Here is a 12,837-nt window from a genome sequence, read left to right as displayed (position 1 = left end):
GTGTGTGAATTGGGACTGCGGTCGTTTCTGAAAGTGCAGTAAATCTGAACTTCAAAGCGCAAACGGCGCCACACGTAAGACGAAAATTCGCTGCTAGGCTGTTAAAGACCAACCAAGGAGAACGTCATGAGTGATCATCACACGTACAAAAAAGTCGAACTGGTCGGCTCGTCTCCCACCAGCATTGAAGACGCCATCAATAACGCCCTGGCCGAGGCCAGCAAAAGCCTCAAGCACTTGGAGTGGTTCGAAGTCACGGAAACCCGCGGACACATCGAAAACGGTCGTGCCGCGCACTTCCAGGTGACCATCAAGGTCGGGTTCCGGATTGCCAACAGCTGAGGGGCGGTGAACTTGCACGCTGGCGGAGTGCCATAGGGAATGGCGATGCGCTATGGTATGCGCATCATGTTTTTCCATACCTGCCCTATTCGATCCGACCAAGGAGTGCGAGCGATGAAAAAGTTGATGGTAGCCCTGGGTTTGCTGAGCCTTGCCGGCGGTGCGTTTGCAGCCGGCAAGTCCTGCGAAGAGCTGAAAACCGAAATCGCAGCGAAGCTGGACGCCAAGGGTGTGTCAGGTTATTCGCTGGAAGTCGTCGATAAAGGCGCAGCGGCTGAAGGACAAAAAGTCGTCGGCACCTGTGAGGCCGGTACGAAAGAAATCGTCTACAAGCGCGGCTGATCCCGCGCGTACGTCAAAGCCGACGCAATGCGTCGGCTTTTTCATGGGCGTCATTCAGCCTTTCATGACCTGCGCCAGCAACTCGTAGGAGTGCAAGCGATCAGCGTGCTCATATAGATCACTGGTAAAAATCAGCTCATCGGCCTGGGTTTGCTCAATCAGCACCTCCAGCTTGGCGCGAATCTTCTGCGGACCGCCAACCATGGCCAGGCCCAGGAAATCGCCAACCGCTTCTTTCTCATGGGGCAGCCAGAGACCGTTCATGGTTTCCACTGGCGGACGTTGCACCAGGCTTTGGCCGCGCATCAACGCCAGGATCCGCTGATACACCGAGGTCGCCAGGTAATCGGCCTGTTCGTCCGTATCGGCCGCCACCAGTGGCACGCCGAGCATTACATATGGCTTGTCGAGCACCGCCGACGGCTTGAAATGGTTGCGGTAAATGCGTATCGCCTCGTGCATATAGCGCGGCGCAAAGTGGGAGGCGAATGCATAGGGCAAGCCCCGTTCACCGGCCAATTGCGCACTGAACAGACTCGAACCCAGCAGCCACACCGGCACGTTGGTGCCGGTGCCTGGCATGGCGATGATGCGTTGATCCGGAGTACGCGGGCCGAGATAGCGCATCAGTTCGGCCACGTCTTCAGGGAAATCGTCAGCGCTGCCAGAGCGCTCGCGACGCAGCGCCCGGGCGGTCATCTGGTCGGAACCTGGCGCACGCCCCAGCCCGAGGTCGATTCGACCTGGGTAGAGGCTTTCCAGCGTGCCGAACTGCTCGGCAATGATCAACGGCGCATGGTTGGGCAGCATCACCCCGCCGGAGCCGACACGGATGGTCGAAGTGCCCCCGGCCAGATAGCCCAGCAGCACGGCGGTCGCGGAGCTGGCGATGCCATCCATGTTGTGGTGCTCGGCTACCCAGAAACGGGTATAGCCGTATTTCTCCACGTGCTGCGCCAGGTCCAGCGAGTTGCGCAAGGACTGGGCGGCGTTGCCGTCGGCGCGAACAGGCACCAGGTCGAGGGTTGAGAATTTCACTTCGGACAGCTGTTTCATGGGCCGGGATCTCCAACGGCGTTCCGGGCTTTTTCCTACGGGCAAAAGCCTGCCGTTTCTAAAGGTGTGTTCCATGCAATGTGGGCATATACCCGAGTTTCAATAGCTGCGACGAATTTTCCTACTAAATCGGTCGGCTAATCGACAGGATGAACTTTATCGGGCGGTCTATCCTCACAACCCTGACAACGGAAAACACCCAGGCGCGAACCCCGCGCCGGATATTGAGGAGGCAGACATGGCTATCATCAAGAAAGCATCGGCTCATTGGGAAGGCGACCTGAAAACCGGTATCGGCTCCATCTCCACGGAAACTGGCGTGTTACGCGAAGCACCCTATGGTTTCAAGGCTCGATTCGAGGGCGGCAAGGGCACCAACCCAGAGGAATTGATCGGCGCGGCCCACGCCGGCTGCTTTTCCATGGCCTTTTCGATGATCCTTGGCGACGCCGGGCTAAAGGCCGAGAGTATCGACACGAACGCCGAAGTCACCCTGGATCAGGTCGATGGCGGATTTGCGATTACCGCCGTGAAGCTGATTCTCAAGGCGAAAATCCCCGGCGCCAGCCAGGCGCAGTTCGACGAACTGAGCAAGAAGGCCAAGGAAGGGTGCCCGGTTTCCAAGGTGCTGAATGCCGAGATCACATTGGACGCAACACTGGTGAGCTGACCCGCTGAAGGCGGTCGCAGCTTTTGCAGGCACTGTGGAGGCTGCGACCTTTCTGGGGACGGGTGATCTGTTTACCTTGATGCAATTGTGGTCGAATGCATGCCCGCAGTCTCAGCGCACAGGCAGTGCGCGCTGCAATGAGGAATTCGAGCATGAAACGATTTGCCTTGGCAGTCATCGGTTGCGCATTGGCCTCGTCGGCCCTTGCGGCCCCCAAACCCTGCGAAGAACTCAAGGCCGAAATCGAAACCAAGATCCAGGCGCAGGGCGTCACGTCCTATACGCTGGAAATCGTCACCAATGACGAAGTCCATGACCAGAACATGGTCGTTGGCACTTGCGAAAACGGCACGAAGAAAATCATCTACCAGAAGAACGACCGCTAAGACGCCCTATGGCATGCAACGGGCTTGTCGATCTTCGGCAACGATTTCTCGCTTGGCGTCATAAAGCCGGGCGCTTGGGGTGAACGCCAGGTTACGCGCCTCCAGACGATAGCGCTGGCCGGCTTCGAAATGGTCGTATCGCACGGTCAGGTAGCACAGCCGTTCTTGCGGCTCGCTCATCAAACCCAGCCCACCGCCACCAAACACCTCGAAATCGAAGCGCACTTCCAATTCATGACTGCCCGGCGAAACCTGGAAGAAACGCCCGTCTCGCAGTCGCTGACCATCCAGCTTTTCAGCCATCAGTACCTTGCCGCCAGGCGTAGGCGTCGCGAAATCGATCCAGGCCATGTTCGAATCGACCGCTGGCAACGGGGTCGCCGTGCAACCGCTCATGACAACGAAGGCCAGTAACAGCATGTGAAGACGCATGGTGAGCTTCCTGAAAAATCAGGTCTTGAGCATAGCGCCGATCAACTTTGCTGGCAGCCTGCCGGTGTCCCTTGCCCCACCACCTTGCGTTGTTGATCATACAGCTTGGCCCAGGGCCGGAAACCGATGTTGCCAGCCTGCAACTGGTAGCGCTGGCCGGCGTTGAAGTCCTTGAACTTCACATTCAACCGGCAATCGCGCCACAGCGGCTCGGCATCCGGGCCAATGTTGCCGGGCTCGACGGCAAATTGATAACGCACCGTCAGCTCATGGCTGCCGGGTTGCACCTCGAAATAACGTCGGTCCACAGACATCTTGTCATCGACCTTCAGCGCTTGCAGCGCGGTGTCCTGATGGTTTCCCAGGTCGATCCACGCTTGGGATGGATCAGGGTCAGGCAAACCGGCACAACCGGTCAGCAGCAACAGGCCACTCGTCAGCATCAACACGCGCATAGCGAAGCTCCAGGCAGGCGAGATAGTCTTGTGGGCAGACTTTCCCAGGGTGATTCCAATTGATCAGGCCGCATTCAAACCATCGGTTACTCGACCGTGTTTTCCGGATTTTGTTTCCAGGCCTCCTGCTTTTGTTACTCAACGGTTGCACAAGCGCCAGTTACTACAGCCAGCTCGTCGGCGGGCAACTTCGGTTGTTGCAGGCCCGAGAGCCTATCGACCAGATCATCGCCGACCCTGCTCGCGATACCCAACTGAAAGCGCACCTGGCCCAAGCGCGCGAGGCGCGGGCATTCGCCACTGCTCACTTGCACTTGCCGGACAATAAAAGCTATCGCCTGTACGCCGATATTGGCCGCCCGTTCGTAGTCTGGAATGTCTTCTCCACGCCCGAATTTTCCCTGGCACCGCAAAACCACTGTTTCCCGATTGCCGGTTGCGTGGCCTATCGCGGCTACTACAGCCAGGACGCCGCCCGTGGCGAGGCCGCGTTGCAGCGGCTGCAGGGCATGGACGTGTCGATCGGTGGCGTAGAGGCCTACTCGACGCTGGGCTGGTTCAACGATCCGATCCTGAGCTCGATGATGCATTGGGGCGACGAACGCCTGGCGACACTGATCTTTCATGAACTGGCGCACCAGCGGTTTTATGTAAAGGACGACACGGAATTCAATGAGTCCTTCGCCACCTTCGTCGAACAGGAAGGCAGCCGGCAATGGCGCGCCAGTCGCGGGCTGGCGCCGGATAACGGCAAGCGCGTGCGCCAGCGCGACCAATTCATCCAACTGATCCTCGATACCCGTCAGCGCCTGGAAAAGCTCTATACCCAGCCCTTACCGGCCGAACAGATGCGTCAACGCAAGGCAGAAGAATTCGAACACCTGCGCGCCGACTATCAGCAACTACGCGACAGCCAGTGGGCAGGCGACAAACGTTATGACGCCTGGGTCTATGCGCCACTTAACAATGCACGGTTATTGCCGTTTGGTTTGTATGACCAGTGGGTGCCGGCCTTTGCGGCATTGTTAAGGCGGGAGGACGGTGATTGGGTTGCGTTTTATGCGGCGGTGGAAAAGCTGGGGAAATTACCGATCGACGAGCGCAGGGCGGCCTTGAAGGCGTTGGCGGAGCCGAATACTTCCATTGACTAGGCGGACGTCATCGCGAGCAAGCTCGCCCACATTAGGCATCTCCAACCCTGTGGCGAGGGAGCTTGCTCCCCCTAGGCTGCGCAGCAGTCGTCGCTTTTCAGGGCCGCTTCGCGCCCCAGCGGGAGCAAGCTCCCTCGCCACGGATAATGGCCATCTAAGCCATCGCTGTCTCACCAAGCCTGGCCACAGCCAGCAACCCCGCAATAAAAAGGGCATCCCGATGAATCGGTATGCCCTTTTTGATTGCCGTTTTCTCCCCCTGACCGAGGTACTCGCAGCGATTATGGGTTGACGCTTTCTTTCAAGGACTTGCCTGGCTTAAAGGCAACGGTGTTACTGGCCTTGATTTTCACAGGCTCACCGGTCTGTGGGTTTTTGCCAGTGCGGGCGCCGCGGTGGCGTTGCAGGAAAGTGCCGAAGCCCACCAGCGTGACGCTGTCCTTGCGGTGCAAGGCGCCGGTGATTTCTTCGAGGACGGCGTTGAGGACGCGGTTGGCTTGTTCTTTGGTGAGGTCTGCTTTTTCCGCGATGGCGGCGGCGAGTTCTGGTTTACGCATGAATGAAGCCCCTTTGACGGTTTTTTTGTTGTTATGTCCGTGCTGTTCTCTTTGGAACAGCCCCTAAGGCGCCGCAGGCTCTACTCTGCGGCAGACGGGAGTGAGGATGGCACGGTGCCGAAAACGGCGCCAGTGTCCGGGCGACCTTTGTGGGACCAAAAGTAGGGTTTTTGCGACAGAACGACCAGTATTTACGCCAGCAGGGGTGGAAGTTCCTTGTTCAGCGCCAGTTTCTCCATCACCGCCGTGCCTGTCAGCGCGTACCCCAGCAGATTGCCTTGAGCGTCGCGACACAGCGCCTTGATGTCCGAGCCTTGCCCTTCGACGCTCCACACGCCCTCGCTGCCTCGCGGTGGTGGCGACACTACCAGTGGGCACACCGGGGTTTTCACGGTAATCGGCATGGCGCCGTAGCTGACGGCGGTCGAATTGCCAGCCAGGGTCTGGGCCAGGGCCCGGGCGCAGCTCATCAGCGGCATGACGTAGAGCAGGTTCAAGCCATCAACCTCTGCGCAATCACCCAGGGCGTAGATGTTGGCGTGGGAGGTTTTCAGGTGGCGGTCGACCACGACGCCGCGGTTGACCACCAGGCCGGCGGCCGCCGCCAGGTCGATGCGCGGGCGCAGGCCGATGGCCGAGACCACTAGGTCGCAGGCAATCACCTGGCCGTCGGACAGGTGCGCCTCCAGCCCGTCGGCGACCTTCTGCAAGCGGTTGAGCACTGGGCCCAGGTGGAAGCGCGCACCGAGGCTTTCCAGCCCGGCCTGGACCGCTGCGGCAGCGGTCGGGTGCAGCAGCGTCGGCATGACTTGCTCGCACGGCGCCACCAGTTGTACTTCGTAGCCGCCCAGGCTCAGGTCGTTGGCGAACTCGCAGCCAATCAGGCCGGCGCCGAGCAACAACACCCGGCGCTTGCCAGCAGCCGCGGCCCTGAAGCGTGCGTAGTCTTCCAGGTCGTTGATCGGGAAAATCAGCTCGGCGGCATCGCCCTGCACCGGCACCCGCACGGTTTCGGCACCCCAGGCCAGGATCAGGTCACGATAGTTCACCGCCTCTTCGCCAATCCACAGCCGTTTGTGGCCTGGATCGATGCCGCTGATACGGGTATGGGTGCGTATTTCGGCCTTGAGTTGCTCGGCCATGGCCCCCGGCTCGGCCATGCTCAAGCCGTCGGCATCCTTGTTTTTACCAAAGCCTGTGGAGAGCATCGGCTTGGAATACGAGCGACCGTCGTCCGCGGTGATCAGCAGCAACGGGGTTTCGCTGTCGAGCTTGCGAAACTCCCGGGCCAGGTTATAACCGGCCAGGCCCGTACCGACGATGACGACAGGTGCGCTCATGTTGCTCTCCATTTGATGAAACGATCAGTTGATTTCGATCATTTCGAAATCCATCTTGCCGACGCCGCAGTCCGGGCACAGCCAGTCTGCCGGTACGTCCTCCCAGCGGGTGCCGGGCGCGATGCCATCGTCAGGCCAGCCGTCAGCTTCGTTGTAGATCAGGCCGCAGACGATACATTGCCACTTCTTCATTCCAATACTTCCTCAAGATGTCAGGCCATGGCCGATATTTTCCGGCTCAGGGCCGTTTTGTACTGATCGCTTGCGACAGATGCAAGCACGATCGGAAGGCTACAGGCCGGGCCAGTCAAAACCAGCGACCGACATGGTAAGCTCGCGCCCTCCTTTGCTGCCATTCAAGACCTCTGTGCCGCATACAAATTCGATATTTCCTACACTCCAATGGTTGCCCCAGCACCTGCTGTCGCCGCGCCCCGATGCGCGCGTGCTCGACTGGCTGTTCGACGAAGGCTCCCTGACCCGACGCCTCACGCGCCTGTCGGACGGCCATTTCAGCGTGACGCCGCTGTTCGAAGGCTGGCAGCCATTGCGCGCCGACGAATGTGCCGCGCTGGACCTGGCCGAGGGCAGCGAGGGCTGGGTACGCGAGGTGTATCTGCACGGTCGCGACCAGCCTTGGGTGTTCGCCCGCAGTGTGGCGGCGCGCAGCGCCTTGCAGGGCGACGGCTTGCAGATGGACGAACTGGGCAGCCGCTCCCTGGGGGAATTGCTGTTCTGCGACCAGGCGTTCCAGCGCCGGGCCATCGAGGTTTGCCATTATCCCGAGGCCGGGTTGCCGGAAGACGTCCGCGCCAGCGGGTTGTGGGGTCGCCGTTCGCGTTTCGATCGCGGTGCGTTGAGCGTGCTGGTGGCGGAAATCTTCCTGCCCCGCTTGTGGACTGTCGCCCGCGCCTATTCGGAGAATTTCTGATGTACGTGCAACTGCTCAAATCCTTGAATCGCCTGAATCCACGGGCGTGGGACTTCGTGCAATTGACCCGCATGGACAAGCCCATCGGCATTTACCTGCTGCTGTGGCCGACGTTGTGGGCTTTGTGGATTGCCGGGGAAGGTTCGCCGTCCATCGCCAACGTGGTGATTTTCGTCCTCGGCGTGGTGCTGACTCGCGCCGGTGGCTGCGTGATCAATGACTGGGCCGACCGCAAGGTGGACGGCCACGTCAAACGCACCGAGCAGCGCCCGCTGGTGAGCGGCAAGATCAGTTCGAAAGAGGCGCTGGTGTTCTTCGCCGTGTTGATGAGCGTGAGCTTCCTGCTGGTGCTGTGCACCAACGCCCCGACCATCCTGCTATCGCTCGGTGGCCTGGCGCTGGCGTTCAGCTACCCGTTCATGAAGCGCTATACCTACTACCCACAAGTGGTGCTGGGCGCGGCGTTCTCCTGGGGCATGCCGATGGCGTTCACCGCCGAAACCGGTCATCTGCCGGCCGCCGCCTGGTTGCTGTACATCGCCAATCTGCTGTGGACGGTGGGCTACGACACCTATTACGCGATGACCGACCGGGACGATGACCTGCGCATCGGCGTGAAATCCACGGCGATCCTGTTTGGCGACGCCGACCGGGTGATCATCCTGACGTTGCAAGGCCTGGCCTTGGGCTGCCTGCTGTTGGCCGGGTCGAAATTCCAGCTGGGTGGCTGGTTCCACCTGGGGCTGGTGGCCGCTGCCACGTGCTTCGCCTGGGAGTTCTGGTACACCCGTGGCCGGGACCGGATGCGCTGCTTCCAGGCGTTTTTGCATAACCACTGGGCCGGCTTGGCGATTTTCGTGGGGATTGTGCTGGATTACGCGTTGCGCTGAGGCCCATCGGTCTCCAAGCCGTTAACTTGTGGCGAGGGGATTTATCCCCGCTTGCTGTGGGAGCAAAGCTTGCTCGCGAACCAGGCGCCTCGATTTCTGAAAGACCGCAGCGCCTTCATCGCGGGCAAGCCTTGCTCCCACATCAATCCCCTCGCCACAAATGATCTGCGTTCACCTTGGTGAAGTCTGTCAATTCTACTTGGCGACGTGCCAGACGCCTCCTTTGCCGTCACCATTCTTATCGCCCGCCTTCTTGTCTTCAATGTAGGTATACAGCGGTTTGCCCTTGTAGGCCCACTGCTGCTTCGCATCGTCTTTACGTTCGATCACGGTCCAGTCGCCCGTAGGCTTGGCTGCGCCTTCAACCTTGAGCGGTGGCCAGTTCTTCGCGCATTGGTCATAGCACGCTGACTCGGTGCCTTTGTCCTTGTCAAACGTATACAAGGTCATGCCGTGGTGATCGGTCCACATGCCGCCTTCTTTCATCGCCGGCTCAGCTGCGAACGCCATGGCAGGCAACGCCAGGGCAGCCGCTACCGCCAGTGCCTGGATGGATTGGGTGAAGTAATTCATGGAAACCTTCTTTTGTGGTTGTCAGGATTCGGACTGAAAAGCGTAGCCCAGGATCCCCTTCGCTGCCGGATTACGAAATATCTGTCACACGACTGCAATAATTCCGTTATCTAATGCGGCGCAAGACAGTTAAATGACAAGAGGATTACCCCATGGTTGGCAGGAGCATTCTGATCGTCGACGACGAGGCGCCCATCCGCGAGATGATCGCCGTTGCGTTGGAGATGGCCGGCTATGACTGCATGGAAGCAGAAAACTCTCAACAGGCCCATGCCATCATCGTCGACCGCAAGCCCGACCTGATCCTGCTGGACTGGATGCTGCCCGGCACGTCAGGCATCGAACTGGCGCGACGCCTCAAGCGCGACGAGCTGACCGGTGATATTCCGATCATCATGCTCACCGCCAAGGGCGAAGAGGACAACAAGATCCAGGGCCTGGAAGTGGGCGCCGACGACTACATCACCAAGCCGTTCTCCCCACGGGAGCTGGTGGCACGCCTGAAGGCCGTGCTGCGTCGTGCCGGACCGACCGACGGCGAAGCGCCCATCGAAGTCGGCGGCCTGCTGCTCGACCCCATCAGCCACCGCGTGACCATCGACGGCAAACCCGCCGAGATGGGCCCGACCGAATACCGCCTGCTGCAATTTTTCATGACTCACCAGGAACGTGCCTACACCCGCGGACAACTGCTGGACCAGGTCTGGGGCGGCAACGTCTATGTCGAGGAGCGCACCGTGGACGTGCATATCCGCCGCCTGCGCAAGGCCCTCGGCGATGCCTATGAAAATCTTGTACAAACCGTGCGCGGCACCGGTTATCGTTTTTCTACCAAGGCCTGATCCGAGCCCTTACCGCCCGACAAGCTGACAAGGACGCGCGCTCAATTGAATCAAAACTGGCATGGCACCCTGATTCGCCACATGTTGCTGCTGGTGACCGGCTGTTTGCTGATCGGCCTGATCAGCGGTTATTACGGCTGGAGCCTGGCCGCAGGCCTGGGGCTTTACCTGGCCTGGACCCTCAAGCAATTGCTGCGCCTGCATGAATGGCTGCGCCTGCACCAACCCGACGAAGCCCCGCCCGACGGCTATGGCCTGTGGGGTGAGGTGTTCGACAGCATCTACCATCTGCAACGGCGCGACCAACGCGTTCGCGGGCGCCTGCAGGCGGTGATCGACCGGGTCCAGGAGTCCACCGCCGCGCTGAAAGACGCGGTGATCATGCTCGACAGCGACGGCAACCTGGAGTGGTGGAACCGCGCCGCCGAGACCCTGCTGGGCCTCAAGACCCCACAGGACAGCGGCCAACCGGTGACCAACCTGGTGCGTCACCCGCGCTTCAAGGAGTATTTCGAGCAGGGTAATTACGCCGAGCCGCTGGAGATTCCTTCGCCGACCAATGATCGGCTGCGTATCCAGTTGTACATCACGCGCTACGGCAACAACGAGCACCTGATGCTGGTGCGCGACGTCACGCGTATCCATCAGTTAGAACAGATGCGCAAAGACTTCATCGCCAACGTTTCCCACGAACTGCGCACGCCATTGACGGTGATCTGCGGTTATCTGGAAACCCTGCTCGACAATGTCGAGGAGGTGAACCCGCGTTGGACCCGGGCCTTGCAGCAGATGCACCAGCAAAGCGGGCGCATGCAGACCCTGCTCAACGACTTGTTGCTGCTGGCGAAACTGGAGGCCACCGATTACCCGTCGGACAACCAGCCGGTGCCCATCGACGATCTGCTGCAAACCATTGTCGAAGATGCACAGGAACTGTCCGGCCCCAAGCAGCAGACCATTACCCTGGAAGCCGATCCGGCCGTGCAGCTCAAAGGCAGCGAGGCGGAACTGCGCAGTGCGTTCTCCAACCTGGTGTTCAACGCGGTCAAGTACACGCCGGAACAAGGCCGGATCCATGTGCGCTGGTGGGGCGATGAGCAAGGCGCGCACCTGAGTGTGCGCGATTCGGGCATCGGCATCGACAGCAAGCACCTGCCGCGCCTGACCGAACGTTTCTACCGCGTCGACTCCAGCCGCAACTCCAATACCGGGGGCACAGGGTTGGGCCTGGCCATCGTCAAACACGTCCTGCTGCGCCATCGCGCCCGCATGGAAATCAGCAGCGTACCCGGCCATGGCAGCACCTTTACCTGCCATTTCGCCCCGGCCCAGGTGGTTCGCGCACGCCTCGCCCGCCCCGCTGATTGAGAGCGCCCCCTAGGCAATCGCCGAGCCAGCCGCTACATTGACTGACTTGTGCCTGCCTTTTCAGGCGCTCATTTCCAACTTCTACGACTATACGGAACCCGCAAAACTCCATCATGGACCCTTCCCCTGGCTTGTCCCTCGTTACACTCTTCGCCGAATTCGGCATGATTCTTTTTGCTCTGATCCTGGTTTTGCTCAACGGCTTTTTCGTTGCGGCGGAATTCGCCATGGTCAAGCTACGCTCGACCCGGGTCGAGGCCATTGCCGAGCAGAATGGCTGGCGCGGGCATATCCTGCGCACCGTCCACAGCCAGCTCGACGCTTACCTGTCGGCCTGTCAGCTGGGCATCACCCTGGCCTCCCTGGGCCTGGGCTGGGTCGGTGAGCCGGCGTTCGCCCATATCCTCGAACCGTTGCTGGGCGCGGTCGGCGTACAGTCGCCGGAAGTGATCAAGGGCGTGTCGTTCTTCACCGCGTTCTTCATCATTTCGTACCTGCACATCGTGGTCGGTGAGCTGGCACCCAAATCCTGGGCGATTCGCAAACCCGAGCTGCTGTCGCTGTGGACCGCCGTGCCGCTGTACCTGTTCTACTGGGCCATGTACCCGGCGATCTACCTGCTCAACGCCAGCGCCAACGCCATCCTGCGCATCGCCGGCCAAGGCGAGCCCGGCCCCCATCACGAACACCACTACAGCCGCGAAGAACTGAAGTTGATCCTGCACTCCAGCCGTGGCCAGGACCCCAGCGACCAGGGCATGCGCGTGCTGGCCTCGGCCGTGGAGATGGGCGAGCTGGAAGTGGTGGACTGGGCCAACTCCCGGGAAGACCTGGTGACGCTGGAGTTCAACGCGCCACTCAAGGAAATCCTGGCGATGTTCCGTCGCCACAAATTCAGCCGTTATCCGGTGTACGACAGTGAGCGCCAGGAGTTCGTCGGCCTGCTGCACATCAAGGACCTGCTGCTGGAACTGGCGGCCCTGGATCACATCCCCGAGTCGTTCAACCTGGCCGAACTGACCAGGCCGCTGGAGCGCGTATCGCGACACATGCCGCTGTCGCAGTTGCTTGAGCAGTTCCGCAAGGGCGGCTCGCACTTCGCCCTGGTCGAGGAAGCCGACGGCAACATCATCGGCTACCTGACCATGGAAGACGTGCTGGAAGTACTGGTGGGCGACATCCAGGACGAACACCGCAAGGCCGAACGCGGCATCCTGGCCTACCAGCCGGGCAAGCTGTTGGTACGTGGCGATACGCCGCTGTTCAAGGTCGAGCGCTTGCTAGGGATCGATCTGGACCACATCGAAGCCGAAACGCTGGCCGGGTTGGTCTATGAAACCCTCAAGCGCGTGCCGGAAGAGGAAGAAGTGCTGGAAGTCGAAGGCCTGCGGATCATCATCAAGAAGATGAAAGGACCGAAGATCATCCTGGCGAAGGTTTTGATGCTCGATTGAGCATCAACCGGCCCGCAAGAGGGCATAAACCCCTGTGGCGAGGGAGCT

At 60.3% G+C, this 12,837-nt stretch carries 17 protein-coding genes; 10 read left to right on the top strand and 7 right to left on the bottom strand.

Going from position 1 to position 12,837, the window contains the following annotated elements; all coding sequences use genetic code 11:
* Positions 1 to 126 precede the first annotated feature (126 nt).
* Entirely contained in the window at positions 127 to 342 is a 216-nt protein-coding gene (locus tag DTP52_RS29880; RefSeq protein ID WP_003177209.1) for a dodecin, read from the top strand.
* A gap of 114 nt (positions 343 to 456) precedes the next feature.
* Positions 457 to 684: a DUF1161 domain-containing protein gene (locus DTP52_RS29875; RefSeq protein WP_109756540.1), complete on the top strand. Its 228-nt coding sequence runs from the start codon at positions 457 to 459 to the stop codon at positions 682 to 684.
* 54 nt (positions 685 to 738) lie between these two features.
* Here the strand turns inward: DTP52_RS29875 and DTP52_RS29870 are convergent, their stop codons facing one another.
* Positions 739 to 1,740, bottom strand: a complete 1,002-nt coding sequence (locus DTP52_RS29870; RefSeq protein WP_058544936.1) for an LLM class flavin-dependent oxidoreductase — start codon at positions 1,738 to 1,740, stop codon at positions 739 to 741.
* Between the two features lie 238 nt (positions 1,741 to 1,978).
* Between DTP52_RS29870 and DTP52_RS29865 the strand changes: the two genes are divergently transcribed.
* Positions 1,979 to 2,410 carry an OsmC family protein gene (locus DTP52_RS29865; protein WP_109756539.1) on the top strand — a complete coding sequence of 144 codons (432 nt, stop codon included), beginning with the start codon at positions 1,979 to 1,981 and terminating at the stop codon, positions 2,408 to 2,410.
* Positions 2,411 to 2,562: 152 nt separating this feature from the next.
* Positions 2,563 to 2,796 carry a DUF1161 domain-containing protein gene (locus DTP52_RS29860; RefSeq protein ID WP_109756538.1) on the top strand — a complete coding sequence of 78 codons (234 nt, stop codon included), beginning with the start codon at positions 2,563 to 2,565 and terminating at the stop codon, positions 2,794 to 2,796.
* 6 nt (positions 2,797 to 2,802) lie between these two features.
* On the opposite strand, the gene DTP52_RS29855 is transcribed toward DTP52_RS29860, so the two are convergent.
* Together DTP52_RS29855 and DTP52_RS29850 are read right to left on the bottom strand one after the other, a co-directional pair.
* Positions 2,803 to 3,228 (bottom strand): hypothetical protein, encoded by a 426-nt coding sequence (locus DTP52_RS29855; protein WP_109756537.1) that lies wholly within the window; start codon positions 3,226 to 3,228, stop codon positions 2,803 to 2,805.
* Positions 3,229 to 3,269: 41 nt separating this feature from the next.
* On the bottom strand, positions 3,270 to 3,683 hold the full coding sequence (locus tag DTP52_RS29850) for a hypothetical protein (protein ID WP_109756536.1): 414 nt from the start codon (positions 3,681 to 3,683) through the stop codon (positions 3,270 to 3,272).
* Positions 3,684 to 3,742: 59 nt separating this feature from the next.
* Here DTP52_RS29850 and DTP52_RS29845 point away from each other — a divergent pair, with 59 nt between their 5' ends.
* Positions 3,743 to 4,834 carry an aminopeptidase gene (locus DTP52_RS29845; RefSeq protein WP_109756535.1) on the top strand — a complete coding sequence of 364 codons (1,092 nt, stop codon included), beginning with the start codon at positions 3,743 to 3,745 and terminating at the stop codon, positions 4,832 to 4,834.
* 281 nt (positions 4,835 to 5,115) lie between these two features.
* On the opposite strand, the gene DTP52_RS29835 is transcribed toward DTP52_RS29845, so the two are convergent.
* The 3 genes from DTP52_RS29835 to DTP52_RS29825 all read right to left on the bottom strand — a co-directional run bounded on the left by DTP52_RS29835 (position 5,116) and on the right by DTP52_RS29825 (position 6,923).
* Positions 5,116 to 5,391 carry an HU family DNA-binding protein gene (locus DTP52_RS29835; protein ID WP_060739802.1) on the bottom strand — a complete coding sequence of 92 codons (276 nt, stop codon included), beginning with the start codon at positions 5,389 to 5,391 and terminating at the stop codon, positions 5,116 to 5,118.
* Between the two features lie 191 nt (positions 5,392 to 5,582).
* Entirely contained in the window at positions 5,583 to 6,731 is a 1,149-nt protein-coding gene (locus tag DTP52_RS29830) for an NAD(P)/FAD-dependent oxidoreductase (RefSeq protein WP_109756534.1), read from the bottom strand.
* 24 nt (positions 6,732 to 6,755) lie between these two features.
* Positions 6,756 to 6,923 (bottom strand): rubredoxin, encoded by a 168-nt coding sequence (locus DTP52_RS29825; protein WP_003177199.1) that lies wholly within the window; start codon positions 6,921 to 6,923, stop codon positions 6,756 to 6,758.
* Positions 6,924 to 7,098: 175 nt separating this feature from the next.
* Between DTP52_RS29825 and DTP52_RS29820 the strand changes: the two genes are divergently transcribed.
* Complete coding sequence (locus DTP52_RS29820) at positions 7,099 to 7,662, top strand: chorismate lyase (protein WP_109756551.1); 564 nt, start codon at positions 7,099 to 7,101, stop codon at positions 7,660 to 7,662.
* Positions 7,662 to 8,552, top strand: a complete 891-nt coding sequence (gene ubiA / locus DTP52_RS29815; protein WP_109756533.1) for a 4-hydroxybenzoate octaprenyltransferase — start codon at positions 7,662 to 7,664, stop codon at positions 8,550 to 8,552. The genes DTP52_RS29820 and ubiA overlap by 1 nt, the downstream gene beginning before the upstream one ends.
* Before the next feature lie 195 nt (positions 8,553 to 8,747).
* Here ubiA and DTP52_RS29810 read toward each other — a convergent pair whose 3' ends face one another.
* Positions 8,748 to 9,125 carry a hypothetical protein gene (locus DTP52_RS29810; RefSeq protein WP_109756532.1) on the bottom strand — a complete coding sequence of 126 codons (378 nt, stop codon included), beginning with the start codon at positions 9,123 to 9,125 and terminating at the stop codon, positions 8,748 to 8,750.
* Positions 9,126 to 9,277: 152 nt separating this feature from the next.
* On the opposite strand from DTP52_RS29810, the gene phoB reads away from it, so the two are divergent.
* The 3 genes from phoB to DTP52_RS29795 all read left to right on the top strand — a co-directional run bounded on the left by phoB (position 9,278) and on the right by DTP52_RS29795 (position 12,789).
* A complete protein-coding gene (gene phoB / locus DTP52_RS29805; protein ID WP_003177195.1) occupies positions 9,278 to 9,967 on the top strand; it encodes a phosphate regulon transcriptional regulator PhoB in 690 nt (229 codons plus the stop codon).
* Positions 9,968 to 10,048: 81 nt separating this feature from the next.
* A complete protein-coding gene (phoR, locus tag DTP52_RS29800) occupies positions 10,049 to 11,335 on the top strand; it encodes a phosphate regulon sensor histidine kinase PhoR (protein ID WP_232201707.1) in 1,287 nt (428 codons plus the stop codon).
* Between the two features lie 113 nt (positions 11,336 to 11,448).
* Positions 11,449 to 12,789, top strand: coding sequence for a hemolysin family protein (locus DTP52_RS29795; RefSeq protein WP_014335895.1), 1,341 nt, complete (start codon positions 11,449 to 11,451; stop codon positions 12,787 to 12,789).
* Positions 12,790 to 12,837: the final 48 nt, after the last annotated feature.

The organism is Pseudomonas sp. 43mfcvi1.1 (genome assembly GCF_900115935.1).
Taxonomy (GTDB): Bacteria; Pseudomonadota; Gammaproteobacteria; order Pseudomonadales; family Pseudomonadaceae; genus Aquipseudomonas; species Aquipseudomonas bijieensis.
Note: the sequence above shows the minus strand (reverse complement) of the source record. Positions and strands in the feature narration are given on the sequence as shown.